This is a genomic window from Timonella sp. A28 (assembly GCF_051200815.1).
Taxonomy (GTDB): Bacteria; Actinomycetota; Actinomycetes; order Actinomycetales; family Cellulomonadaceae; genus Timonella.
In genome coordinates this window covers 527,343-551,907 of sequence record NZ_CP195159.1, presented here as the reverse complement: position 1 = coordinate 551,907, position 24,565 = coordinate 527,343, and the positions used below count along the sequence as shown (strand labels likewise).

Annotated in this window: 23 protein-coding genes; 8 read left to right on the top strand and 15 right to left on the bottom strand. The window is 49.6% G+C overall.

Annotated elements, in window-relative coordinates; genetic code table 11:
• Nucleotides 1-232: 232 nt before the first annotated feature.
• From ACR9EC_RS02615 to ACR9EC_RS02605, 3 genes are read right to left on the bottom strand one after another with little or no spacing between them, the layout of a single operon-like run.
• On the bottom strand, nucleotides 233-1,186 hold the full coding sequence (locus ACR9EC_RS02615) for a PD-(D/E)XK motif protein (RefSeq protein ID WP_435299966.1): 954 nt from the start codon (nucleotides 1,184-1,186) through the stop codon (nucleotides 233-235).
• Nucleotides 1,183-3,399 carry a Z1 domain-containing protein gene (locus ACR9EC_RS02610; protein ID WP_435299965.1) on the bottom strand — a complete coding sequence of 739 codons (2,217 nt, stop codon included), beginning with the start codon at nucleotides 3,397-3,399 and terminating at the stop codon, nucleotides 1,183-1,185. Before ACR9EC_RS02610 ends, ACR9EC_RS02615 begins: the two co-directional genes overlap by 4 nt.
• Nucleotides 3,396-4,967 (bottom strand): ATP-binding protein, encoded by a 1,572-nt coding sequence (locus ACR9EC_RS02605; protein ID WP_435299964.1) that lies wholly within the window; start codon nucleotides 4,965-4,967, stop codon nucleotides 3,396-3,398. The genes ACR9EC_RS02610 and ACR9EC_RS02605 overlap by 4 nt, the downstream gene beginning before the upstream one ends.
• Nucleotides 4,968-5,087: 120 nt before the next feature.
• On the opposite strand from ACR9EC_RS02605, the gene dcm reads away from it, so the two are divergent.
• Entirely contained in the window at nucleotides 5,088-6,215 is a 1,128-nt protein-coding gene (gene dcm, locus ACR9EC_RS02600) for a DNA (cytosine-5-)-methyltransferase (RefSeq protein ID WP_435299963.1), read from the top strand.
• Nucleotides 6,118-6,420, top strand: a complete 303-nt coding sequence (locus ACR9EC_RS02595) for a DNA cytosine methyltransferase (protein ID WP_435299962.1) — start codon at nucleotides 6,118-6,120, stop codon at nucleotides 6,418-6,420. Before dcm ends, ACR9EC_RS02595 begins: the two co-directional genes overlap by 98 nt.
• An 84-nt stretch (nucleotides 6,421-6,504) precedes the next feature.
• On the opposite strand, the gene trpB is transcribed toward ACR9EC_RS02595, so the two are convergent.
• Both trpB and ACR9EC_RS02585 read right to left on the bottom strand, forming a co-directional pair.
• On the bottom strand, nucleotides 6,505-7,725 hold the full coding sequence (gene trpB, locus ACR9EC_RS02590) for a tryptophan synthase subunit beta (RefSeq protein WP_435299961.1): 1,221 nt from the start codon (nucleotides 7,723-7,725) through the stop codon (nucleotides 6,505-6,507).
• Between the two features lie 162 nt (nucleotides 7,726-7,887).
• Nucleotides 7,888-9,069 (bottom strand): hypothetical protein, encoded by a 1,182-nt coding sequence (locus ACR9EC_RS02585; protein WP_435299960.1) that lies wholly within the window; start codon nucleotides 9,067-9,069, stop codon nucleotides 7,888-7,890.
• A gap of 303 nt (nucleotides 9,070-9,372) precedes the next feature.
• Between ACR9EC_RS02585 and ACR9EC_RS02580 the strand changes: the two genes are divergently transcribed.
• Nucleotides 9,373-10,710: a hypothetical protein gene (locus ACR9EC_RS02580; protein ID WP_435299959.1), complete on the top strand. Its 1,338-nt coding sequence runs from the start codon at nucleotides 9,373-9,375 to the stop codon at nucleotides 10,708-10,710.
• Nucleotides 10,711-10,866: 156 nt separating this feature from the next.
• Nucleotides 10,867-11,634 carry a DUF6318 family protein gene (locus ACR9EC_RS02575; protein WP_435299958.1) on the top strand — a complete coding sequence of 256 codons (768 nt, stop codon included), beginning with the start codon at nucleotides 10,867-10,869 and terminating at the stop codon, nucleotides 11,632-11,634.
• Nucleotides 11,635-11,683: 49 nt separating this feature from the next.
• Here the strand turns inward: ACR9EC_RS02575 and ACR9EC_RS02570 are convergent, their stop codons facing one another.
• From ACR9EC_RS02570 to ACR9EC_RS02535, 8 genes are all read right to left on the bottom strand, one after another.
• Complete coding sequence (locus ACR9EC_RS02570) at nucleotides 11,684-12,016, bottom strand: metal-sulfur cluster assembly factor (protein ID WP_435299957.1); 333 nt, start codon at nucleotides 12,014-12,016, stop codon at nucleotides 11,684-11,686.
• Nucleotides 12,013-12,525, bottom strand: a complete 513-nt coding sequence (gene sufU, locus ACR9EC_RS02565) for a Fe-S cluster assembly sulfur transfer protein SufU (RefSeq protein WP_435299956.1) — start codon at nucleotides 12,523-12,525, stop codon at nucleotides 12,013-12,015. Before sufU ends, ACR9EC_RS02570 begins: the two co-directional genes overlap by 4 nt.
• Before the next feature lie 52 nt (nucleotides 12,526-12,577).
• Nucleotides 12,578-13,861, bottom strand: coding sequence for a SufS family cysteine desulfurase (locus ACR9EC_RS02560; RefSeq protein ID WP_435299955.1), 1,284 nt, complete (start codon nucleotides 13,859-13,861; stop codon nucleotides 12,578-12,580).
• 76 nt (nucleotides 13,862-13,937) lie between these two features.
• Entirely contained in the window at nucleotides 13,938-14,699 is a 762-nt protein-coding gene (sufC, locus tag ACR9EC_RS02555) for a Fe-S cluster assembly ATPase SufC (protein WP_435299954.1), read from the bottom strand.
• A gap of 10 nt (nucleotides 14,700-14,709) precedes the next feature.
• Nucleotides 14,710-15,054 (bottom strand): non-heme iron oxygenase ferredoxin subunit, encoded by a 345-nt coding sequence (locus ACR9EC_RS02550; protein ID WP_435299953.1) that lies wholly within the window; start codon nucleotides 15,052-15,054, stop codon nucleotides 14,710-14,712.
• Complete coding sequence (sufD, locus tag ACR9EC_RS02545; protein WP_435299952.1) at nucleotides 15,051-16,289, bottom strand: Fe-S cluster assembly protein SufD; 1,239 nt, start codon at nucleotides 16,287-16,289, stop codon at nucleotides 15,051-15,053. The genes ACR9EC_RS02550 and sufD overlap by 4 nt, the downstream gene beginning before the upstream one ends.
• Nucleotides 16,289-17,734: a Fe-S cluster assembly protein SufB gene (gene sufB / locus ACR9EC_RS02540; RefSeq protein WP_435299951.1), complete on the bottom strand. Its 1,446-nt coding sequence runs from the start codon at nucleotides 17,732-17,734 to the stop codon at nucleotides 16,289-16,291. The genes sufD and sufB overlap by 1 nt, the downstream gene beginning before the upstream one ends.
• Nucleotides 17,731-18,558 (bottom strand): helix-turn-helix transcriptional regulator, encoded by an 828-nt coding sequence (locus ACR9EC_RS02535; protein WP_435299950.1) that lies wholly within the window; start codon nucleotides 18,556-18,558, stop codon nucleotides 17,731-17,733. The genes sufB and ACR9EC_RS02535 overlap by 4 nt, the downstream gene beginning before the upstream one ends.
• Nucleotides 18,559-18,733: 175 nt before the next feature.
• Here ACR9EC_RS02535 and ACR9EC_RS02530 point away from each other — a divergent pair, with 175 nt between their 5' ends.
• The 4 genes from ACR9EC_RS02530 to ACR9EC_RS02515 all read left to right on the top strand — a co-directional run bounded on the left by ACR9EC_RS02530 (nucleotide 18,734) and on the right by ACR9EC_RS02515 (nucleotide 22,154).
• Entirely contained in the window at nucleotides 18,734-19,726 is a 993-nt protein-coding gene (locus tag ACR9EC_RS02530) for an ABC transporter ATP-binding protein (RefSeq protein ID WP_435299949.1), read from the top strand.
• Nucleotides 19,723-20,502, top strand: coding sequence for an ABC transporter permease (locus ACR9EC_RS02525; RefSeq protein WP_435299948.1), 780 nt, complete (start codon nucleotides 19,723-19,725; stop codon nucleotides 20,500-20,502). The genes ACR9EC_RS02530 and ACR9EC_RS02525 overlap by 4 nt, the downstream gene beginning before the upstream one ends.
• Before the next feature lie 75 nt (nucleotides 20,503-20,577).
• Nucleotides 20,578-21,573 carry a COX15/CtaA family protein gene (locus ACR9EC_RS02520; protein WP_435299947.1) on the top strand — a complete coding sequence of 332 codons (996 nt, stop codon included), beginning with the start codon at nucleotides 20,578-20,580 and terminating at the stop codon, nucleotides 21,571-21,573.
• The gene (locus tag ACR9EC_RS02515) at nucleotides 21,570-22,154 is read left to right on the top strand and encodes a DNA-3-methyladenine glycosylase I (RefSeq protein ID WP_435299946.1); all 585 of its coding nucleotides are present in this window, start codon (nucleotides 21,570-21,572) and stop codon (nucleotides 22,152-22,154) included. The genes ACR9EC_RS02520 and ACR9EC_RS02515 overlap by 4 nt, the downstream gene beginning before the upstream one ends.
• A gap of 6 nt (nucleotides 22,155-22,160) precedes the next feature.
• Here ACR9EC_RS02515 and ACR9EC_RS02510 read toward each other — a convergent pair whose 3' ends face one another.
• Both ACR9EC_RS02510 and ACR9EC_RS02505 read right to left on the bottom strand, forming a co-directional pair.
• Entirely contained in the window at nucleotides 22,161-22,811 is a 651-nt protein-coding gene (locus tag ACR9EC_RS02510; protein WP_435299945.1) for an NUDIX domain-containing protein, read from the bottom strand.
• A 61-nt stretch (nucleotides 22,812-22,872) separates the two neighbouring features.
• Nucleotides 22,873-24,549, bottom strand: coding sequence for a CTP synthase (locus tag ACR9EC_RS02505; protein WP_435299944.1), 1,677 nt, complete (start codon nucleotides 24,547-24,549; stop codon nucleotides 22,873-22,875).
• Nucleotides 24,550-24,565 lie beyond the last annotated feature (16 nt).

Genomic DNA, 24,565 nt, shown 5'->3' with positions numbered 1-24,565 from the left:
TCATGCCGCAAATCCCTGGTGCTTTAGCAACCCAAATACTAGGTGTGCAGCCGCAAAATTTAGCCTATGCTCGTAGGGATTCAGATGCGTTCCTAAGCGAACTCAAACCATGAACTCCAGTCCTATTTTGGGGACGTACAAAAATGTTCTTTGCCGCTTTCCCCGCGTGCGAACTAAGCAGAAATCAAATGTATTTCATAAAAGAAGGCAATATCTTTAGATCTACGAAGGTCTACTTAAGAACAAAAGAATCAGGAATAGAAGTGCGATGTTCTACATCAGGAATATGTAGAGACCAGTGAGCATCCAACACAGAACTCGAGACGAGTATATGCGGGAAATCTGCAAAATTTACGAACTCTAAACCAGAGTGCGAGGTTGGAACAGTGAATTTTCTGGGGTGATAATATTCTGGTTGCAATTCACAGAAAACCGCGTAGCGGAACAATAATTTTTGACGCTGGGCAGAAGTAAGGGATCCAATATCCATTATTTGAGAAAACAAAGAATCAACTGCTAAACCTGATTCAGACTCGATAAGACGAACACACGCCACGACGACTTCAAACGACTTTGAATTAATCAACTGACCCAAACTAAAGCCATAAATAGGAATAGTGAGAGTTGAAGTCTTAACTTCCAAAGCCTGTTTCTGATGCATAAAGTCGTAGCTCTGATGGACTTCAGTAGACCAACAATCTATTAACTGTCCTGGTGTATCTGAAGAAAGAATTACGAATAACTCACCCCAGAACCCAATTTCATCTGGAGATGGAAGCGCACGGTGCTTTTGCCAAAGTTCCGCAATCTCATTTAGAATTAGTGAATATGATCTGTTGGGTTCAATTTTTACGCGTTCAAGAAACATTCTAAGTATTGAAAAAACTATTTCACTTCTTGAATCTACATTACCTTTGAACCATAACAAGTCTGCTTTACGTGAAACTCCCACATTTTGGTTTGCGTAACATACATCTTGTTCAGGTAGAAACTCTATTTCGTTCAGCCTAACTACCTTTTCGCTGGGGCTCCGAGTTGGAAGAACGAGTACTAAACATCCGTTGCTATCTTTTCCAATCTGCACTTCTGGAAATTCATTGAGATCAAAAACACTAATCTCTCCCGGGCTTGGGAGGCTAAGTTCAAAAAATCTTTCTGGTACACCATCGTACATACCGATATTCATAGTGTTGAAAAGACCTTCCCGTGAATCTCGTCTGGCAAAGAGATGCAAATTGCTGTAATTGCGGGGAGCGCTACGCCATTTTTCTTGCCTGACACACGATGGAACTGAATAGTAAGCCTATCGCTACTTCTAAATGCAGCATCGCCGGGGAACACTCCTGCACTATTGCTACGCCCTTGATGCAAGTTGTTGATTTGTGAAGAGATAGTGCCTTGATTGGAAATAATCGATCGTTGCCTAATTGCAGTATTAGTTCTGGAGAACCAGCCGTCAACGTCAAGTAGATCCACTTCTCCGTCTTGATCAATAAAACTCGATACCACGAAGAGCACGTTGGACAAAAAAACGCTCTCCTCGGCTTCAGCGTGCCACTCACTTAGCATTGGAAGCACCTCGCCGAGTCTGACAGTTGACACGCGGTGTCTACTCGAAATGTTATTTCGATTGTCCAATTCATGTGGGACACTACACTTAAACAGGTTTGAAATTGTTTGGGTATGTAGATCATTGGACTCGCTACTACTCAGGAGTTTATGCTGCCTAAACTGCCAAATATTGCGCTCCATTGAGAGTTTAACTACATTCGCAGAAATCACAGCACTTCGCGTTGGTACTAATGCGTGCTTCATGAAGAACTGCCGTTTCCAGACAATAAGCTTTTGGTTCTGAGCGTCCAATTCCAATAAGTCTTTACGGATAATGCGTTCATGATCGACATACGCAGAAAAGGCGTTAGCGGTCTCCAATGGAAACCATCCTCTTAAGAACGGAGTAAGTCTTCCTCTATAACCGAAAAACCGCCCTCTTTGCTGAATCGAATCCGCATTCCCTACACCTTTCCCTCGCGGCATATAGGTAACCGCAAGGTTTTCAACAGTGAATCCCCGGTCAAGAACATTACCTCCAGTAACAATTACGCCGTGGTAGTTGCTCCAATCCTGAGAAGTAATTTCATCGTCGGAATTCGAATTTACAACTTTAGACAGAATATTCATTACCACTTCACGCAAACTTGCCAGATATACTTTAAGCGGCTTAAGGAAAACGGGGTCTTCAACCCGAACTTTCAGCTCATTGTAGCCCTCTTGAAACTGCTCAATCAGAACACTAGTTCGATAAGATTCGTCTTCACCGAGGGTAGATTTTAATTCTTCAAGGTAAGCCAACACCCACGCATGAAACCGTTCATGGTGATCAATTGTTCCTGATGGATGAATTAACATCGTAGCTTTCACTTGATCTACCAAATGAGCGCCATAGCACAGAACCATCAAATAGTAATTCAGTGCATTAGTTAACGAAGGTGGAGGCGTAATTATCGTAGGATCGAAAGCTAATTCGATTTCATCCTTTGGGATTATATTGATAAAACTATTTGAGTCTTTTGAGAATAGTTTTTCTCCACCAGTGTATCCTGCCCCAGCTTCTAACACAGTTACACTTTCAGGAGCTAAACTATCAACCGCAGCAAGCAACAATGGAGCTTCAGGAGTCGCTGTGTACATTAAATAAGTGTGCAAAGACATCGATTCACGCAAAAGTGAGATCGCAGCATTCACTGAACTTTGTTGACCTTGTGAATGTAATGTATTTAATCCGGCTTGGTCAGCTTCATCGTCAATTAATAGGATCGGAAATGAAATATCAGTTTGATCTTTTAAACAAGCCAGTAAACTCGCTGCTTCCCTTATTCGCCTCTTGTGCTTTAAAACAACAAGAATATTCGCTTTACGCTTAAACAAGCCATCATTTGGTGATTGAAAGGGTAAAATTTTATCTAAAATAGAAGATTCATCTTTTTTTGTGGGATTAGCATAGATTACGGGTGCAGTATCTCCAAACGCCTCACCCAAATCCTTTTGCAGCCTAGTAAAAGTTTGATTAAATAGATTATTCTTAGTTCCAGCAAGGATAACTATGAGTGGATAACCATTGTCAATCGCTGCGGTGCATACAGCCGTAAAAGATAGAGTTTTCCCTGACTGAACCCTTCCCAACACCAATGAAACATTGGATCGTTCAGTCCCCCAGACCGGTTCGACACATCGCGAAACAATACGATTAGTTTCTGTGATCACGCGAACACGATCAACGCTAGTCAGTTGAGCTTTCTCCATCAGATTATTTAGATGAAGGCTCTCTGCAGGCTGCCACACAACTGCCGAATGCTCATTCTCTTCACTCAAGATCAGGGTCTTCTGATTCACACTCACGCTTGGAGCCTTTCTGCAAGTTCGCCGTTCAAAAGATCATTAATTGTCCGTAATTGAAATTTATACTTTGAAACACCAGCAAGTGCTGCTCGAAGTTCTGAAAGTCCCAAAGCAATTCCTATTCGGAGGACAGCATCGAAATCCTGTCCCGGTAAGTTCCCGTAGGATAAAACGTATTTGTGCGATCTGTTGATTTCAATTAGCGAACCGCCATCTGTTTTTGTAATAACATTTACAAAATTGGTACCGGAAGGCTCGTCTATAACCCTAAATAGTAACTCCTTTCCATCAATCTCAATTGCTGTCTCGGAACTCCCAAACGCCGGTGCTGGAAAATTTTCAATCTCTTGAGGACGATATTCAATTGATGGATCTTCAAGTGTAAATTCAACATCGGTTGCTTCTAAGAAACTCCTAGATTTCTCAAATGCCGTGCCGGCGTCCCTTAATACAGCTTGTGTTGCCTTATGCAATGCGTCATCTACGGTGTTCTTGATCCTCCTACCTGCCTCGGATTTACGACTATTCTGTGCCATTCTTAGTAGTGGCAGAGGATCACTATCAAGTTCTACTTTTAGTTTTTCAAGAAATTCCTGTTCGGTATCAGCGCTCCAGGAAACTGCATCTTTTGAGTAGCTCACTCCCACTTCAGATACATCAAGTTCTCCAAAAAGCCTTAAGGAAATGAAACTGTTACTTCCTTTGAAAATATCATGAGGTCTATACAGGTCATCGCCATGCCCCAAGCTAACATCTGCGCCCTGTACGATCTTTTTTCGGTAAGAAAGTGCAAAACCAGTCTCTTTATAGGTGCCGTCCATGCGAAGAGCAGCCCAGCCAGCGATAGCTGCGCCATCGTCCAGCACAATTCTAAAATGCTTCTTCCACTCCAATGGGTCACTCTCTGGAAGATCCCATCTTGGTGCTTTTAGGATCTTAACTTCCTTTGGAAGGAGCCTGTCATGTCCTACGAAAATCCTAATATCATCTCTCGTAATATAGTTGCGATATATTGAACGTAAGTAGTCCCTAACGGCTCCGAGGCTTCTTCCCACCGGTATTTTTTGGTGTAGGTTCCAAAGTTCCAAGGTGGTGCCGTGTTCGTTCATCGGTGCTGTTCTCTCATGCACTTCTAAAACCGCGATTCCAGAGGAAATCATCAACGGCACATTAAACTCCACTGTGCGTTTGACGTTTTCGCCAAGGGCCGTTGTGGTAATTCTAAACTCTCTAGCAAACCAACAAGCAGCCGACTTCATTCCGATACCAAACTGCGATAACCCTGTGTCATCGAGTGGCGGAACCGCTGGTGTGAATGCCCTAGAAATATCCTTCTGAAAAATTCCGGCTGCGTTGTCTGTCACTCGTATGGCATTGTTTTGGTGATCAAATTCAACTCGCACTTCCAGGGCGTAATTATCAATATAGCGCTGGTTCAGTAGGTCTCGATTCGCGAGGTATGATTGGATTGAATTATCAATGAACTCACCAATTGCATACCACGTTTTATATTTCATACTTGGAAAAAGAGCCAGCATTCCAACGCCTGGACTTACGCTAACCTGCATCTAACTCGCCTTTGTCGCATTTTCAACAAATGATATCGTGCCTGTTTCAAAATAAATAGTACCGTGCGTTATCCAGCAGGGACTACATGGTTAACGTCAATACTAAGCTAGAATATTGGAGTGCATCATAGTGATTTTGATTTTATTGACCTGTTTGCTGGAGTTGGCGGTTTCCATGCGGTTGGACATGCGTTAGATGGACACTGCGTACTCGCGGCGGAGATTGATGAAGCTGCCGCTAAAGTCTACGAGCGTAATTGGAAGATAAGACCAATATCTGATGTAAGGGCTCTCGCAGCATCAACTGACACGTTGCCTCAACATGATTTGTTGTTTGCCGGGTTCCCTTGTCAACCTTTCTCTAAGTCCGGTAAGCAGATGGGGGAAGCTGAGGATCGCGGCAATCTCTTCTACTCGATTATCGATATTGTTAAATCAAAAAGCCCTTCAATCATTATGCTGGAAAACGTTCGAAACCTAGCTGGGCCAAAACATATTGAGACATTGGCAAGAATCTATGAATTGCTTTCGAAGTCTGGCTATTCCTTCGACCCGTCGCCAGTTATCGTGTCTCCCCACGAAATCTCTCCCGATGAAGGCGGGAAACCACAAGTACGTGAACGTGTGTTTATTATGGCGGTTCGCTCAGACCTTCTCACAACAAAAACCGTGAAGTTTAGCCGAAAGGACGTTTTTGCCGATTTAACAACTTGGGATAAACACTCTTGGGATTTCGCGAAGCATGTGTCTTCAGGGGTTGCACACGATAAGAGTGAAAATTTAAGCGAAGACGAGAAAACCTCATTACTCATGTGGGAAGATTTTTTACAGGCTGTCCGCAAGGACGGTGCAACCAAACTCTCAGGCTTCCCTATCTGGAGCCAATACTTTACAACCCGATCATTTCCTGAGGAACTTGATTTTCCTGATTGGAAAGTAAAGTTCGTAGAAAAAAACCGGAACCTCTATCTCGCTCATCGACCAACAATTGATCAGTGGAAAGCCCGTTGGCGTTCAGAACTCACTTCTCTACCTGCTTCAAAACTCAAATTTGAGTGGCAAGCACAAGAATTAAAGAGCATTTTCTCAGGTGCTGTTCAGTTTAGACCTTCCGGAATAAGGGTTAAACAAGCTTACCTATCTACCGGCTTTGGTAGCAATTTCACAAACTTCAGTAATCGGTTCAGAAAGACGAAGAATCGGCGTCAAAGAAGCAGCAGATTTGCAGGGTTTTCCCTCAGATTTTGATTTTGGACCTCAGAAGGATTCTCAAAGTTTCAAACAAATGGGTAATGCCGTAAACGTTGGAGTTGCCTACCAGGTTCTTCGTACATTTATCAGATCAATTTCGAAAAATCTGATCGAATCTGAAGAAACAGAAAAAATAACTAAAATTGCATCGGTTTCAGTGAAATTTAACTCTAGGCTAAACTCTCCGGTCGAGATCTTATAGCGGATATGATCCAACACTGTATTGATGGTGAGGACGAAACAAATATATCGTTTTGCCCTCACCATCTATCTTCTTCCTAGTTCATCAGAGTTTCCTGTCGTGGTCTTCTAGCCATTCTGCAACGAAGTCTGTGTCTTTGTCGCCGCGCCCGGAAAGGTTCGCGATGATTATTGCATCTTTGGGGAGTGTTGGGGCGAGTTTTATTACTTGCGCTAAAGCATGTGAGGATTCTAGGGCTGGGATGATGCCTTCTGTACGTGAGAGTTTCAAGAACGCATTAATGGTTTCTTCGTCTGTGACTGACACATATTCGACTCGGCCTAATGATTCTAGGTGTGCGTGTTGTGGCCCAACCCCCGGGTAGTCTAAGCCTGACGCGATTGAGTGCACGGGTGATGGTGAGCCGTCTTCTTCTTGCAGCACTTTGGTGTGCATGCCGTGCAGCATGCCTGGAGCACCTAACGACATTGTTGCTGCGTGACGTTGCGAGTCGAGGCCTTCGCCTGCCGGTTCAACACCTTGAATGTTGACTGTTTCGTCGTCTAAGAATGCGGTAAATAGGCCGAGTGCGTTCGAGCCGCCACCCACAGAGGCGATCAAGTAATCGGGTAGGCGCCCTTCTGCTTGGAGTATTTGCGCTTTTGCTTCTTTACCGACGACCGATTGAAAGTCGCGCACCATTGACGGGTATGGGTGTGGACCAACCACGGAGCCAATCGCAAAGAAATAGTCTTCAGGTGCGGCAGCGTACACTCCAAAAGCCGAATCGACGGCTTCTTTCAGTGAACGTCCTCCTTCTTCTACCGCTACCACGTGCGCTCCAAGGATCTCCATGCGGCGCACGTTTGCGTGCTGCTTTTCAATGTCGATTGCACCCATGTGGATTTCACAGCCGAGACCAACTAACGCGGCAGCAGTTGCAAGCGCAACACCATGCTGTCCGGCGCCGGTTTCGGCGATAAGGGTTTTCTTGCCCATGCGTTTTGCGAGTAGGGCTTCTCCGAGGCAGTGGTTGATTTTGTGTGCACCGGTGTGGTTGAGGTCTTCGCGTTTGAGGTAGATCTTTGCTCCGTCTAGTTCTTGGGTGAGGTTGGCTGCGAAGTATAGGAGCGATGGGCGGCCGACGTAGGCGGAGAAGAGGGTGTGAAGCTGGTTGATGAATTCGGGGTCTGTTACTGCTTCTTGGTATTGGGTGGCTACTTCAGCGATTGGGTCTACGAGGTGTGGTGGGAGGGGTGCTCCTCCGAAGTCGCCGAAGAACCCTTCATCGTTTGCGCGATATTGGGCAGAAACAGTATGGAACATGACCAGCATTTCCTTTGCCTTCAAACGGTGCATGCGCAATAACGCACACCTGATTTGCTCATTCTTACCTAAGTAAACATGTATAGAAACGAATGTTTCACAGTGTGAACTACAGGAGAATACATTAAAACGCATGCACCGAAATTAGGCTGACCGAGCGTGTTACGGTCGGACTGCAAAGTTTCTGTAAAAGTAGCCTTCACTCACGTCGTGTGGTGGCATGTCGAGTACTGTGCGTTTTAATTCTTTGCCGGTGTCGCGATCGTAGCGGATGATCCGGAACTTTGAGTCGTCATTATTGTCAACCATGATAATGACTTCTTTTTCAGTGAACATTACAGACGAAAAAGCGCTGTTACTAATATGTCCTTCAACAGTGAATAGCTGTTCCGTGTGTCCTGTTTTCAAGTCCGTTGACATAATCGAATTCTCGGCGCCAAACCATTCAATCTTCCCGTTGCGAACCGAATGCGCAGTCGTTTGAGGGCCGCCTGTTCCGTCGTCTTGAAGTAACGGCCCCAACGCTGGGTCAGAGTCAAGAGCTATCTGCTCGTATGCACCTGTTGTGGTATCCCATATGGAGAGAACTGGTTGTGCAGGGGCTCCGGGAGTATCATCTCGAGCATCTGAAATGAACAGGATTTTCCCATCCACACACGGAGCATCTGGCACAGGTGGTGCAAAGCTCAGCATGCGTGTGCTGCCAATGTTTTTTTCTTTGCCATCAGCTGTACCTGTTACCTGGTTCAATAGGATTGGCTCAGTGTCCGGCTCACCTGTTACGGAATATGGGCCAGTTGCTTCACCCATTCCAAAAACAGTTCCATCACATTGAGACCACGTGTAATAGCCACCCTCAACTTCCTTCAACGTGCTACCCGAGCTTGTCGTTGTTACCACCTGAGTGGTGTACCCGCCATCAGTAAAACCATAGTTGTACAGCCCGACCGCAGTATCGGGGCTGACCGCCAACATAGAATACTGGCTATCAGTTTTTGGGCTATCAAACCGAGTCACACCATCAGCATCAACACGAAAATCTGCACTACGGTCACTAAAAAACAGTCCCTTGTCCGCCCACGCCATCGAACAAACATCCATACCCTGAGTACTAACCTGCGACATACCCCCGCCCTCATTCACAAGAACGACCTTGCCATACTCACCATCATCAACAATGTCTCGGCTTTGCTCGCTAAAACACAACGCATACTCCGCCTCACCCAAAGCCTCAGCCGCAGGAATCTTCGACTCGCCCAGAGAGCACCCCGACGCCACAACCACAAGACTCAAAACAGACACCACAACAGGCGCACCATACTTAGACAAGTTATCTAAATCCATTCCATTAGAAGAACGTATTTTTAAAAAAGTGCAGGGAACACAGAATTCATAATTCTTTCCACGATGAAACATTTCGGCATTTCTTATAACATGTGGTCAGAAATAGAATCTTATTCTCGCTGCTCGATTGCCCGCTATCACATCAGCACCTCTGCACAGATCTCGCACAAACCCTAATAAAGGTGTGAACATTTACTTCTGTTCATATAAAAAGAGTTCTCATTCATGCTCCTTTTTTATGTTGAGTGTGTTCACTAGGCGCTGTTAAAGTTAAGCGTTTATACCTATCTTGAGAAAGCCATCATGGATCTTACTTTTATTAGTTTTTATGCCTACGGTAACGACGTTAATTCCTCGGAACGCGTTATTGAATGGGCGCGGTTGTCTGGACTTTTTGGTTATGTTGAGTGGCCAGATGACGACACCCACAACGTACATATGAAACTCGTTGCAACAACTGTTCATGATGAAGTTGTGTTACTTCGTAGTTCGTCGGTTCAGGAACTCGTTTTTGTGCAGAACTTGCCAGGTTTGTTCCAACAGGGCGCCGATTCGACGTCTGCTTCTTTTACGGTGTACGACGCTGACTCTGATGTTCTATGTGAGTTCGCTCCATCAAGCGACACCGAAAGCCTTGAAAACGACATTGAGTTTGACACCGAGGACGACGAGGCGATTCGAACAGTTTTTTCTCTGTCGCACGTTCAGGAAGATAGTTCACTAACTCGTTTGGGTGGGCTGAAAGTGTTAGCGAACGAGGTGTCTTCCGATATTCGAGGAGCGGTCACAGCTGTCCCTCACAAGAACGGTGCTCTCATGTTTGCGCGTGACGGACATGATGAGCCCGCAGCGTGGTTGTCACATCGCCCAGTTGTTGAAGTTACAAGTGGCCCGTTTCCTATAGTGCGCTGGTTCTCTTCCGCTAAAGCACAAACCGGAGTGTTGGGAAAGCTCACGCAGGCTAGTACTCCACGGCATGTGTGGGTGTTGAATCCTCGTCCTGCAGGCTCGGCTGTTGCTGAACCGTTGCTGGCTTGTGATGAGACGCTCGTGAACCCTGACTTTGCTGCTGTGCTGGCGCATCAAGCGGAACTGCTCACTGAGTTTCTTGACGAGCAGGCTGAAGAACGCGCGCAAAATATTGCTGAGGTGCATGCATTAGCTGACGAGCTTGGTTTTGATGCGGAACAGACTGATCGTCTTGTTGACGTGTTGGGGGCTACTGACCAGCAGCGTTCACTAGAAGACGTATGTGATGCGCTGCAGTTCCCTTCTTATACTGCTGCTGCTCTTAGGGGACACTACGATCTTGATGATGTTGATGGCGTAATTCAGGTTACTCAAGGCACATTTCGTGGCAGGCTCGGAATTTTTCCTGAACAGGTAGAACGCCCTACAGGTAACTCGTTCGTCGATAAGATGCGTCGCCTTGACTTTGACCAGCCTGCGTTGGGGTTGTTCATTATTCTTGCGATATGCGTTGCCGGGCTGGGGCTTATTATTTTGGGTGCGAACGGCGTCAGTTTTTTTGATCATTTGTGGGTGGCAGTGCTTGGATACGCTGCTGGTGGGTGGCTACTTATTGATGGGCTGTTTTCTTTGTACGTGTGGGTTCGCATTCGGATGCAAAACCGTCACTGATGTGTGCGCATAACACACACTGTCTTACCTGCTGACTATCCACAGGGTGTAACCGTTCCATCCACAGGGGGTGTGCTCCCCCAGCTAGGTTCTTGTGTTTTCTGCTGAACTAACACGGTGAATTTCAAAAAAACGTTATGCACCATAAGCGTTTCTGTGGCACTCGCACTGAGTGCCACAGGATGCGCTACACAAGACGATGCCCGCGCGACAGTTCCCATGACACCAGATGCGTCGTCGCCCTCTGCGACCCCCACGCCAACCGACTCTGATTCGCCGCAACCAGTTGAACCAGATGCTGAGCCTACGGTCACATTCGACCAAATGATCAGTGACCCCATCATCGACAAACTTTTTGCCCAATCCCCCGGGCATACAGGTTTTACACACACCCAAACTGAACTCGATACGGACTACTCGCTGCCAACGCACGAGGCTCGGTCCCCCTTCAAGCCACGTTTTGGAGACGAAACCATACAGCCACCCCACATTTCTATGCCTTCAAAGGACGCCACTGTTCGCGATGCTGCACAATTTGTTGACGCATACCTTGCCACAATGGACTACACGATCACCACGGGTGACGTACAACCTCTCGCCACAGTGAGCAACACCAACTGTATGCATTGCACAGAAGTCATGAATTATGTTCATGGCGCACGTGGGATGCACGAAAACAAGCAAGAAATCGCAATGACTTTCACTGCGTTTTTCCCAAACGGTCCCCTACGACTCGTTAAATCTGATGGAAAAACCTTCCATTTCAGGGCGTCAGCTGCTGAAGAAAGCTACGTAACAGAAAACCTTGGCAAAAACTGGTTTACTCAAACTGGAAGCCACGGTCCGCTCGTAAACGACATTGTTGTGTTTGCTGGCGATAAAGGTTGGCGATTCCTGTGGTATCAGCCCGTAACATTTAAATAAAACGAAAGGACTGCATGTTTACCATGCAGTCCTTTCATATCGCTTGCGTTTATACGTTGAACCCAAGGGCTCGAAGTTGATCGCGACCATCTTGCGTGATGCATTCTGGGCCCCATGGTGGCATCCATACCCAGTTGATGCGGAAACCATCAACTAAGCCTTCTAACGCTTGACCTGTCTGGTCTTCAATAACGTCAGTGAGTGGGCAGGCAGCAGACGTGAGCGTCATATCAATGACGGCTGTTCCGTCTGCTTCAATGTTCAGACCATATACGAGACCAAGGTCAACAACGTTGATTCCAAGTTCCGGGTCAATGACATCGCGCATTGCTTCTTCAACGTCTGCGACAGTGAATGGAGCTTGTGTTGCTTCTCCGCTCATGGTGTCTCCTTATATGTTGTTTCAATATCAGTTAAAACGCCTGTTTTCGCAAAGGTGTCACGTAACGCTGACCAGCCAAGAAGCGCACATTTAATACGGGCAGGAAATTTTGATACCCCCGTGAACGCTGTCGCGTCTTCAAGGAGTTCTTCTTTAACGTCAGCGCTGTCATCGTCGAGCGGAAAGCCTTTTCCACGCGTATTCATGAGTTCCCGGAACACTTCAGCTACATGTTCAGCCTCTGTCACTGTTTTTCCGGTGACAAGTTCAGCCAGCACGGAAATAGACGCCTGCGAAATAGAGCATCCCTGCCCATCCCAGGTGAGTTGTGAAATGGTGCGGTTGTCTTTTTCTCCAGAAAAAGAAACACGCATAGTAACTTCATCACCACATGTCGGGTTCACTTGATGCGATTCTCCACCAAGTGTGCCTGCGCCAATCTCAACAAGACCTTTCCCATGGGGGTGTTTCGCATGGTCAAGGATCACCTGCTGGTACAGCTGCTCCATTGAGTTACTCAATTTTCTGGCCTTCCACGTGTTTCAGGTAGTGAAATACTTTTTAGTCCACACTAAAGAACGCTCGAACGGTGCCTAATGATTCCCTGAACCGTTCAATTTCGTCGATAGTGTTGTAAATCGCGCCTGATGCTCTTGTTGTTGATGCGACCTGAAAGCGTCGGTGCAGAGGCTGAGCACAGTGATGTCCCACGCGTACAGCGATTCCGTCGTTGTCGAGTATTTGCCCTACATCGTGCGCGTGCACGCCGTCAACCACAAACGCAACAACAGCTAAACGGTCCTGCGTATCAAGTGGACCAACAACACGGATACCTGGAATCTCAGCGATCTTGAGCATTTCTGCAACAAGTTCTTGCTCATGGGCATATACGGCTGCCATGCCAAGTTCACGCAAGTATTGTGCCGCAGCGCCGAAAGCCACCGCTTGGGCAACCATTTGTGTGCCCGCCTCAAATTTTTGTGGAGCAGGCATGTATGTGGCAGAGTCCATGGTCACAACCTCAACCATTGATCCGCCAAACGTTGCTGGAGGTAAATCTTCCAGCAGTTCGCGACGACCATACAACGCACCAACACCGGTTGGACCCAACATTTTATGAGCCGAAAACACAGCAAAATCGACACCAAGCTCACGGAAATTCACGGGCATGTTCGGCACAGACTGGCAGGCATCCAAAACAGTCACAGCCCCCACACGTTGTGCGCGAGCAACAATGGTGGGCACATCAGTAATAGCGCCAGTAACGTTTGAAGCGTGAGTGAACGCTACAACACGAGTGCGTTCAGTAATGACGCTGTCCAGAGCGGTCAGATCCAAACGTCCGTTGTCGAGCACTGGAATCCAGTTCAAAGTTGCGCCCGTGCGGGCAGCTAACTCCTGCCACGGAATCAAGTTGGAGTGATGCTCCAACTCCGTGACAATGATTTCGTCACCCGGCTGCAACGCAAACTTTTCTGCCGCAGCTCCCCCACGCCCCAAAGAGGCATGCTGGAATGCGTGCGCAAGCAGGTTCAGTCCTGCTGTAGCACCTGACGTCCACACGATCTCGTCTGCGTGCGCGCCAACAAGTAATGCCACTTGTTCACGTGCATGTTCGAAAGCATCAGTGGCTTCTTCAGCCAGTTGATGAGCCCCACGGTGCACGGCGGCGTTTCGCTGCTGATAAAAATCTTGTTCAGCGTCAAGCACAGGGTGTGGTTTTTGCGAGGTGGCACCCGAATCTAAATAGATGAGGGGTTTACCTTCACGGACTGTCCGCTCTAAAAGTGGAAAATCCGCGCGTACCGCAGCTAGTTCTTGCGCATTGAGTGCAAGCTCTGTCATGGTGTCTCCTCGCGTCAACGCGTTATCTGCACGATGGGTAAGGTGGGCTGCCGTGCAGCCCACCTGTAAAGCTGTTTTAAGCTGTTGCTCCGGTGAGGAAGCGGTCGTAACCTTCAGCTTCAAGACGCTCAGCAAGCTCTGGTCCGCCTTCTTCAGCTACACGTCCAGCAACAAACACGTGCACGAAGTCTGGCTTGATGTAGCGCAAGATGCGAGTGTAGTGAGTGATCAGAAGGAAACCAGCGTCAGTGTTGTCCTTGACTCGGTTAACACCTTCGGACACAACACGCAGTGCATCTACGTCGAGGCCGGAGTCGGTCTCGTCAAGAATCGCAAACTTTGGCTTCAACAATTCAAGCTGCAAGATTTCGTGGCGTTTCTTTTCACCACCGGAGAAGCCTTCGTTGACGGAACGCTCAGCGAACGAGTCATCCATACGAAGGTTAGCCATTGCGGACTTCATCTCTTTAACCCAGGTACGCAATGCTGGTGCTTCACCGTCGATCGCTGTTTTTGCGGTACGCAGGAAGTTAGACACTGATACGCCTGGTACCTCGACTGGGTATTGCATTGCGAGGAACATGCCGGCACGGGCACGCTCGTCGGCAGACATTTCGAGGACGTCTTCACCGTCAAGGGTGACTGTTCCTGAGGTGATTTCGTATTTTGGGTGTCCAGCAAGGGAGTAGGCCAGGGTTGATTTTCCTGAACCGTTTGGTCCCATGATTGCGTGGGTTTCACCAGAGTTGATGGTGAGGTCGACTCCGCGCAAGATTGGCTTTGCGCCTTCTTTGGTGTCGACGCTGACGTGCAGGTCTTTGATTTCTAAAGTAGACAAGACAGTTCTCCTAGTTAAAGCTTTTTGGGGCATCAACGTCGACGTATACGTCGTCGCCTTCGATGCTCACGGGGTACACGGGTACGGGACGAGACGCTGGCAGTTGCAGTGGCATTCCAGTTTTCAAGTCAAACTGTGAGCCGTGTAGCCAGCATTCGATAAGGCAGCCTTCGACTTCTCCATCCGAAAGCGATACTGCACCGTGGGAGCAAATATCTGAGATCGCGTGGATTTCTCCGTTCTCGTCATGGACGATAGCGATTTCGGTTTCTGCCCCGTTTTCGGCGTGCAGTTCGACGCGTAACGCGGTTCCGCGGGGTACGTCGTCTACCTTGCAAGCGTGTTGTGCGCTCATGAGTTGTTGTTCACTCCAGTGATAACGCTCATGGATTTTTCGAGTTCTTCTTCAATTGCAGCGATGAGTCGGTCTTCTACTTCTGGAACACCGATTTCTTGGATGAGTTCTGCAAAGAATCCTCGAACAACGAGACGGCGTGCATCTGCTTCTGGGATTCCTCGTGATTGGAGGTAGAAGAGTTGCTCGTCGTCAAAGCGTCCGGTTGCGCTTGCGTGTCCTGCACCTTCGATTTCGCCTGTTTCGATTTCGAGGTTTGGCACAGAGTCTGCGCGTGCCCCGTCGGTGAGAACAAGGTTTCGGTTGAGTTCGTAGGTGTCGGTGCCTTCTGCTGCGGCACGGATGAGGACGTCACCTACCCATACGGCGTGTGCGCCTTCGCCTTGGAGGGCACCTTTGTATGTCACTCGGGATTTACAGTTCGGCACTGCGTGGTCCACAAAGAGGCGGTGCTCTTGGTGTTGGTTTTCGTCTGCGAAGTACAGGCCAACCATTTCCACTGAGCCACCTTCAGCAGTAAATTCTGCGTCTGGTGTTACACGAACGACGTCTCCGCCAAGTGTGACAACAACGTGCTTCACTGTTGCGTCGCGGCCCAAAGTGATGCGCTGCGATGATGCGTGTACGGCGCCTTCGTTCCAGTCTTGAACTGAAACCACGGTGAGGTGCGCGCCATCTTCTGCAACGATCTCTACGGTTTCTGTGAGCAGTGCATCGCCTGTGTGGTCGAGCACGACGACTGATTCGGAGAGTGGCTCCGCCTTGATCAGTACGTGCGCAGCTTGTGCGATGTCTGCTTGGCCCTGCACAGAAATGTGCGTGGCACCTGGCGCGACGACCTCTTTAGGGATCGTAACGATGGTTGCTTCGGTGAAAGCGTTCCATGCGGTAACTGCTGTACGGTCACCAGGCACACCTGCTTTACCGAGACGCTCGTCGGTGCGCTGCACGGTATCCACAAGAACACCTTCAGCAGCCTGCACGGTTACACCCGCAGTGCCTGCGAGCGCGTGGTTGTACAGTGGCGCGATTCGTGAGACTGGGGAGAAACGCCATTCTTCTTCTCGTCCTGATGGGACCTCGATGACGTTGAGGTCGAAGGATGAGATGCGGTCGGCGCGTGAGCCTTGGACGCCGCTTGCGCCGGTGCCGTGGCTGTGTGCGCTGTCTGCGGTGGCGCGTGAATGGTCGGTGCTGAGGCTTTGTGGGGCCGAGCTTGTTTCAGTGCTGGTCATCAGCCAACAGATCCTTCCATTTGTAGTTCAATGAGGCGGTTGAGTTCGAGTGCGTATTCCATGGGGAGTTCGCGTGCGATTGGTTCGACGAATCCTCGTACGATCATGGCCATTGCTTCGGTTTCTTCCATGCCTCGGGACATGAGGTAGAAGAGTTGGTCTTCGCTGACGCGGGAGACTGTTGCTTCGTGGCCCATGGTGACGTCGTCTTCGCGTACGTCAACGTATGGGTAGGTGTCTGATCGTGAGATTTGGTCGACGAGGAGGGCGTCGCAGAGCACGTTTGATGCTGAGTGTTCTGCGCCTTCGAGTACTTGGACGAGTCCTCGGTAGGATGTGCGTCCGCCGCCGCGTGCTACGGATTTTGAGACGATTGACGAGGAGGTGTGTGGTGCTGCATGCACCATTTTTGCGCCTGCGTCTTGGTGTTGGCCTTCTCCTGCGAATGCGATGGAGAGGGTTTCTCCGCGTGCGTGTTCGCCTAGGAGGTAGATGGCTGGGTATTTCATGGTGACTTTGGAGCCGATGTTTCCGTCGACCCATTCCATGGTTGCGCCTTCTGCTGCGGTGGCGCGTTTGGTGACGAGGTTGTACACGTTGTTCGACCAGTTTTGGATCGTGGTGTAGCGGACTCGTGCGTTCTTTTTGACGATGATTTCTACGACTGCTGAGTGTAGTGAGTCAGTTTTGTAGATTGGTGCGGTGCAGCCTTCTACGTAGTGTACGTAGGAGCCTTCGTCGGCGATGATGAGGGTGCGTTCGAATTGGCCCATGTTTTCCGTGTTGATACGGAAGTATGCCTGTAGTGGGATTTCTACGTGTACGCCTGGTGGGACGTAAACGAATGATCCGCCGGACCATACTGCGGTGTTGAGTGCAGCGAATTTGTTGTCTCCGGATGGGATGACGGAGCCGAAGTATTGTTCGAAGATTTCTGGGTATTCGCGTAGACCGGTGTCGGTGTCGACGAAGATGACGCCTTGTTCTTCGAGGTCTTCACGGATTTGGTGGTAGACGACTTCGGATTCGTATTGGGCGGCGACGCCGGCTACGAGGCGTTGTTTTTCTGCTTCTGGGATTCCGAGGCGGTCGTACGTGTTTTTGATGTCTTCTGGAAGGTCTTCCCAGCTTGTGGCTTGTTTTTCAGTGGAGCGCACAAAGTATTTGATGTTGTCGAAGTCGATTCCAGAGAGATCTGATCCCCAGTTCGGCATTGGTTTTTTGCCGAAGAGGCGCAGAGCTTTGAGGCGCTGGTTGAGCATCCATTCTGGCTCGTTTTTCATGGCTGAGATGTTGCGGACTACGTCTTCATTGAGTCCACGTTGTGCTAGTGCTCCAGCGTCGTCGGAGTCATGCCAACCGTACTCGTATGAGCCGATTGATGCGATGATTTCGTCGTCGCTGCGTGGCGCTTCCGCAGTTGCGGCTTGCGTTGGGGCGCTCATTGTGTTCCTTCCACGTTCCGTTGTGACGGACGGTCTGGGTGACCTTGCGGGCTGTGCACGGGGATGTTGGTCGTACATACGTGTCCTCCCCCGGCGAGGGTCACGAGTCGCTGCGTGTGTGTTCCTAGCATTTTTGAGAAGAGTTTGGCTTCTGCTTCACACAATTGCGGGAATTGTGCTGCTACGTCTTGCACTGGGCAGTGTCCTTGGCATAGCTGGAGCATTGGTATTCCGCTGACTGGTCGTACGCTTGCGGCGAACCCTTCTGCGTTGAGTGCGCGTGCGAGTTGTTCTACTCGCTTTTGGGGGTCTGCTGCGGTGATGATGTCAGCGTATTTTTCTTCAAAGAGTGCAAGTCTGTGCGCAGCGAATTCTTCGACTGCGCCTTCGCCTGCGATGTGCGCTAGGAATTGTAGAGCGTCTGTTGCGATTCCCGAGTATGCGCTTGGCATGTCGCCGTGTGCTCGGCTCGTTGCAACGTACTGCCGTGATGGTCGGCCTCTGGCCCCTTTTTCTGGTTTGTCGGTGTACACCTGTATGTGTCCGCCTTCTTCGAGGAAGGTGATGTGTCGGCGTATTCCGGCTGGGGTGAGTCCTAGGATCTCGGCTAGTTTTGCTGCGTTGATCGGTCCGTCGGTGACGATGAGTTGCATGACACGTTCCCGTGTTGTCTCTTCGTCGTGGGCTAGTTGCTCAGTGTGCGGCGAAGAGTTCTCGGGGGTGTGTTCTGGCTGTGTTTCTGCGGCTCGTCGGCTGACTTTTATGGAGTCTGCGAGAGATTTTGTTGCGTGTGTTTTTTTCACGGCCATGGTTGAGGTTGTCACCACCTTTCACTGTATGCAACTAGATAAAACAACATTAAGAAACATCTTTGTTCCCTAATTGCAGTTTTGCAAGAAAGGTAAGCCTCACTTTGGCTGTTTTTCATGGTGATTCATGCCACGTCATCATTCGTTATACCTAGAGGATTCTTTCAGGTTTTACTCATAGACTCGTGTAGTGCCTCGTCAAACACACACCACATCTCACGCAGTTGAGGATGTTTCCGACAGTGATGTCATGCGTGATCGTATTCCTGCCCTTGAAGTTCGTGGGTTGTCCAAGTCGTATGGTGACCGCACTGTGGTCACTGACATGTCATTCACTGCACAGTTGGGTCAGGTCACTGCTGTTCTTGGCCCTAATGGTGCCGGTAAAACAACAACCATTGAATGCTGCGAAGGGTTACGCACTCCTGATGCGGGTTCCATTCGTGTTTTTGGTGAGACGCCAGCAACTACTGCACTGCAGCGAGCGCAAGTTGGTGTGATGTTGCAGGATGGCGGTTTGCCGTCGTCTGTGAAAGCGATTGAGATGTTGAAGCATGTGGCGCGGTTGTTTGAGTCGCCTCGTAGTGTTGATGATCTTGTCACGCGTCTTGGTATGAGTTCTTTTGCGCGTACGTCTGTTCGTCGGCTTTCTGGCGGGCAGCGTCAGCGTGTGGCGTTAGCTGCGGCGCTGCTTGGTCGGCCACAGCTGGTGTTTTTGGATGAGCCTAGTGCGGGTATGGATCCACAAAGCAGGCATGCTGTGTGGGAGTTGATTCGTGAGTTGCGTGATGACAATGTGGCTGTCGTGTTAACCACCCATTTAATGGACGAGGCTGAGACGCTCTCGGACATGGTGTACATCGTCGATAATGGTGCTGTTATTGCGCAGGGCACTCCGCATGAATTGTTAAATTCTGCTAGTGGCACGCTCACTGTGGAGACTGCTGTTCCGTGTGCTGCTGAGGACGTTGCTTCGTTTATTTCTGGGTTGTATGGGTCTGAATATGGTGTTTCTCAGGTTCATCCTCACCGGTTTGTGGTGCGCGGTGATGCTACTGCGCGACTTGTTGCACAGTTGGCTGGCTGGTTGGCGGATAACGATGTCATGGTGACGTCTCTTACTAGCGGGAAGCAAACACTTGAGGATGTTTTCCTTGATCTCACGGGAAGGCACCTGCGATGAGTTCTGTACCTAATGCACCTGTTTTTTCTCAGCCTCGCCCGACACTGCAACGTGTTGTTGCACAAAGCGTGTTTGAAGTGAATACGTTGCTGCGTAACGGTGAGCAGTTAATGGTTGCTTTTTTACTGCCGTTGGGTTTGCTTGTGCTGCTGACGCAGACTTCCGTCATGGATATTGATACGGGTGGCGCGTCGAGGACAGATTTTTTTGTTCCGGGAATTATTGCTATCGCGTTGATGAGTAGTGCTTTTACATCTCAGGCTATTTCTACTGCGTTTGATCGGCGTAATGGCGTGTTGCGTTTCCTTGCTACTACCCCGCTGGGACGCGATGGGTTGTTGTATGCGAAGACATTCGCTGTGTTGAGTATTTTTGCTTTGCAGTTTTGTGTGCTGGTTGTTTTGGCGTTGTTCTTGGGCTGGGATGTTTCTTTCGCCCACATTCTTTTGGGGCTTCCTGCACTTTTGCTCGGTATCGCAACGTTTACCTCTGCCGCATTATTTGTTGCTGGAACGCTGCGCCCTGAGGGTGTCATTGCGTTAGCGAACATTATTCTTGTGGTGCTCATTGTGGGTGGCGGTGTGCTCGTCCCCGCGAGCGAACTGCCGGCTTGGCTTGCTCCTGTGGCACAGTTTTTACCTTCTGGTGCGTTGGGTGATAGTTTGCGTGCCGCTTTTATTGACGGGACTGTCCATGTCGGTTCGTTACTGATCCTTACAGGGTGGGCGGCTCTGTTTTCTTTTGCTGCACGACGATATTTCGCGTGGCAGGCATAGCCGCATGCTCGTGCGGTGAGCAATGCAACATGTCTACATCTGTTTCAACGGACAACTAACGAATACGGTATTGATGTGAACACACCAGTCGAGGCTCCTGCTTCTCAGCCTGTTACACGCCAGTCTTTCCTTCGGAAACTTGGCGGACGCCTACAACCGCACGCGAATGCGTTCGCGATCGCAAATATCGTTGCGCAAGTCGGGATCATTGTGACGGGTGGCCTTGTTCGGTTAACTGGGTCCGGGTTGGGGTGTTCTACGTGGCCGCTGTGTGAGCCTGGTCAGTTCACGCCAGAGTTTCATTCCGCTGCCAGCTACCACCCTTTCGTCGAGTTTGGTAACCGTACGCTTACTGGTGTTCTGACTCTTATTGCAGTGCTGCTTGTTCTTTCGGTCGTTTTTGACCAGTCTCGCACCCGCACGATTCGTCGTATGGTGTGGCTGCCGCTCATTGGTATCGCGGTTCAGGCTGTCCTTGGCGGCATTACTGTTCTCGTTGATTTGCATCCCACGGTTGTTGCCAGCCACATGGCTATTTCGGTGATGCTGGTAGCGGTGTCCACGCTTGTGCAGTACCGTTTGTCGCCGCGTCCACGTGATGGTGTTACTGGGATTTCCCCGTGGGTTACACAGTGGGCGTGGATTCTTGTGTCTTTGCTTATCCCAGTCATTGTGATGGGTGTTATCGTTACGGGTTCAGGCCCTCACTCAGGCGACACTGAAGTCGGTTATCGTCTCGATTTTGACCCTATGGCGATCACTAAGATTCATGCACTCTTCGTATGGATTTTTGTTGCGGCGCTCATCGTCGTCGCTGTTGGGCTGTTAGTAATGAATAGGAAGACACCTCATGCGGTGTCTCGTGCGCAATTAAATGGGGTGTGGTGGCTCTTCGCTGTCACAATCATTCAAGCGTTCATTGGCTACTATCAAACATTTAATGGGCTGCCTATCGCTGCTGTTGCTTTGCACATGTTCGGTGCAGGAATCATGACTGTAGCGACAATCCGGTTGATCTTGCTGATCACTACGCCAGTCGTGTCAGACCGTCCTTCTACAGTTGATGCATGAGCGCTGATACACCGACAACTATTCGTACACCGTGGGCTACCACCGACCCGTTATTGACCGAGTATTACGACAACGAGTGGGGCATGCCTGTCACTGACGAATCTGGGGTGTTTGAACGCCTCACGTTAGAGGCTTTCCAATCAGGTTTATCGTGGCTGACGATCTTGCGTAAGCGACCAGCTTTCCGCGAAGTTTTTGCAGATTTTCATGTAGACACAGTCGCCGCTTTCAACGACTCACATGTTGAATCGTTACTGCACGATTCTCGTATTATTCGTAACCGAAAAAAAATTACTGCCACCATCACGAATGCCAAAGCAACAATAAATGTTCGTGAGGAAGGCGGCCTTGCACAGTTAGTGTGGTCCTTCCAACCCGACGAAACACCCCGACCACTCACCATGGATGACATCCCAGCCCAATCCCCTGAGTCTGTGGCACTATCCAAGGCCCTAAAAAAGCGAGGGTTCAGTTTCGTGGGGCCAACAACAGCATTCGCGCTCATGGAAGCTATTGGCATCGTCGATACGCATATTATGTCGTCGTATCGTCGTGGCTCTTCCGGTATTTGGCCGCAGTAAAAGCACCTACTGTTGGGTAACTGCGTGTTCGGCAGTTAGTGGCACTGTTCGACGAAACGGAAACTCTGCTGACACCTCTCGCAGTGTGCTCCACCCGTGTTGTTGCGCTGTCCAAGCAGCCAAGATGCCAACGACAGCAGAGGGGTTATGTATTTTTCCGCCCAAGACTTCCGCAACAGCGTCATTAAGGTGAACCCACCGGTAGTGCATGTCGGCTTCTTCTTCGCTGCGCTGGTGACGTTCGCTTTCAGGCACGGCAGTAAGGCCGCGGGCAAGGAAAACACGGATAGCTTCGTTGTTGCACCCTGGCGTTGTCAGGTAATCCGTCAATACGTGCCATGTTGAAGCGTGCAGGTCTGCTTCTTCATATAGTTCCCGTGCCGCACCAATTTCAGCAGGTTCCCCCGCTATATCGAGCAAGCCAGCCGGAGGCTCCCACAAAAACGCTCGAACCGGATGGCGATACTGGCGCACCAATAAGATCTGTCCGTCATCGTTCAGCGCAATGATCGCGACCGCGCCTGGATGGTCCACATATTCTCGTTGCACGATTCCTGCAGCACCTAAATCAACGGTGTCACGAATGACATCAAAGACGTGTCCCCGGTGAATAAGTGACCTGTCGGTGACAGTCTTTGGCGCAATATCGTCGTGCATGTATGTGTACCCCCGTAAGACGTTTGAAGCGCACTACCTGTAGTGCGCTTCAAGCATGTAATTAGTTTCCTTGGAATTCAAGGGCTGCTTTGATTAAGCCATCAAAGAGTGGGTGAGCCTTCGTTGGCCGTGATTTGAACTCTGGATGCGCTTGTGTGGACACATAGTATGGGTGCACGTCGCGTGGAAGTTCAACAAACTCAACAAGGTTGCCGTCTGGTGAAGTACCAGAGATAACAAGTCCAGCCTGCGTGAGTTGCTCACGGTAAGAGTTGTTCACTTCGTAACGGTGACGGTGGCGTTCTGACACGTGGGTGCTGCCGTAAGCGGTAGCAGCTACCGAGCCTTCAGCCAGCAAAGCGTCGTATGAACCCAAACGCATTGTGCCGCCGAGGTCTCCTGCACCTTCAACGAATGCTTGCTGTTCTTCCATGGTCGCAATAACAGGGTGTGGGGTTTCTGGGTCGAACTCTGATGAGGATGCCCCTTCAAGTCCAACAATGTTACGAGCGTATTCCATGACCATGGATTGCATACCCAAGCAGATACCAAGAGTTGGTACTCCGCCTTCGCGCGCCCACCGTAATGCGCCAATCTTTCCATCAATTCCACGCACACCAAAGCCACCCGGCACGAGTACTGCATCCGCGCCTGCAAGTGCGTCTTGAGCACCTTCCGGGGTTTGGCACAGGTCTGCTGCTACCCAGCGAATAATGACCTTGGTGTTGTTGGAGAAACCACCTGCACGCAACGCTTCAGTAACCGAAAGGTATGCGTCTGGGAGGTCAATGTATTTACCAACAAGTGCAACCTCAACCTGGTGCTTCGGGTTGTGCACTTCTTCAAGGAGTTTGTCCCATTCGGTCCAGTCAACGTCATTGACGTTGAGACCTAGGCGGCGGACAACATACGTGTCGAGACCCTCAGCGTGAATGACACGAGGTATGTCGTAGATGCTTGGCGCATCTTTACATGTCACAACAGCTTCTTGATCGACATCGCACATTAACGCAATTTTGTCTTTAACGGATTGTGGGATGTCGCGGTCTGTACGCAAAACAATCGCGTCTGGCTGGATACCGATCGAACGCAACGCGGCAACAGAGTGCTGTGTTGGTTTCGTCTTCAGTTCTCCAGATGGGCCGATGTATGGCACGAGGGAAACGTGTACAAAGAAGCAGTTGTCGCGGCCCAGTTCATGACGGACCTGACGCGCAGATTCAAGGAATGGCTGCGATTCAATGTCACCAACGGTTCCACCAATTTCGGTGATGATGACGTCGACGTCGTCGCTAGCTTGAGCGCGCATGCGTTCTTTAATTTCGTTGGTGATGTGTGGAATCACCTGTACGGTGTCACCCAAATACTCACCGCGACGCTCTTTGGAGATCACTCGTGAATACACTTGGCCAGTTGTCACATTGGACACCTGGTTGAGAGCTACGTCGAGGAAACGCTCGTAGTGTCCGATATCCAAGTCTGTTTCGGCTCCATCTTCAGTAACGAAGACTTCGCCATGCTGGAATGGATTCATTGTTCCTGGATCAACGTTTAAGTACGGGTCCAGTTTCTGCATTGTGACCTTGAGTCCTCGGGAGCGCAATACTCTACCGAGCGACGATGCTGTCAGCCCCTTACCAAGGGAAGAGGCGACACCTCCAGTCACAAAAATGTGCCGTGTCACGTGAGACGGCTTGGATTCTACCGATTTTTCGGGGGCGTTCGCATCATCTACCACGGAATTTAATCCTAAC

Bases quoted from the DNA above. Each gene is read 5' to 3' on its own strand.
- ACR9EC_RS02580 (WP_435299959.1), top strand. From the start codon at position 9,373: ATGGATCTTACTTTTATTAGTTTTTATGCCTACGGTAACGACGTTAAT.
- ACR9EC_RS02510 (WP_435299945.1), bottom strand. From the start codon at position 22,811: ATGCACGACGATATTGCGCCAAAGACTGTCACCGACAGGTCACTTATT.
- ACR9EC_RS02605 (WP_435299964.1), bottom strand. From the start codon at position 4,967: ATGCAGGTTAGCGTAAGTCCAGGCGTTGGAATGCTGGCTCTTTTTCCA.
- sufU (WP_435299956.1), bottom strand. From the start codon at position 12,525: ATGGAGCAGCTGTACCAGCAGGTGATCCTTGACCATGCGAAACACCCC.
- sufD (WP_435299952.1), bottom strand. From the start codon at position 16,289: ATGACCAGCACTGAAACAAGCTCGGCCCCACAAAGCCTCAGCACCGAC.
- ACR9EC_RS02615 (WP_435299966.1), bottom strand. From the start codon at position 1,186: ATGAATATCGGTATGTACGATGGTGTACCAGAAAGATTTTTTGAACTT.
- trpB (WP_435299961.1), bottom strand. From the start codon at position 7,725: ATGTTCCATACTGTTTCTGCCCAATATCGCGCAAACGATGAAGGGTTC.
- ACR9EC_RS02550 (WP_435299953.1), bottom strand. From the start codon at position 15,054: ATGAGCGCACAACACGCTTGCAAGGTAGACGACGTACCCCGCGGAACC.
- sufB (WP_435299951.1), bottom strand. From the start codon at position 17,734: ATGAGCGCCCCAACGCAAGCCGCAACTGCGGAAGCGCCACGCAGCGAC.
- ACR9EC_RS02560 (WP_435299955.1), bottom strand. From the start codon at position 13,861: ATGACAGAGCTTGCACTCAATGCGCAAGAACTAGCTGCGGTACGCGCG.
- ACR9EC_RS02585 (WP_435299960.1), bottom strand. From the start codon at position 9,069: ATGGATTTAGATAACTTGTCTAAGTATGGTGCGCCTGTTGTGGTGTCT.
- ACR9EC_RS02515 (WP_435299946.1), top strand. From the start codon at position 21,570: ATGAGCGCTGATACACCGACAACTATTCGTACACCGTGGGCTACCACC.
- ACR9EC_RS02570 (WP_435299957.1), bottom strand. From the start codon at position 12,016: ATGAGCGGAGAAGCAACACAAGCTCCATTCACTGTCGCAGACGTTGAA.
- ACR9EC_RS02525 (WP_435299948.1), top strand. From the start codon at position 19,723: ATGAGTTCTGTACCTAATGCACCTGTTTTTTCTCAGCCTCGCCCGACA.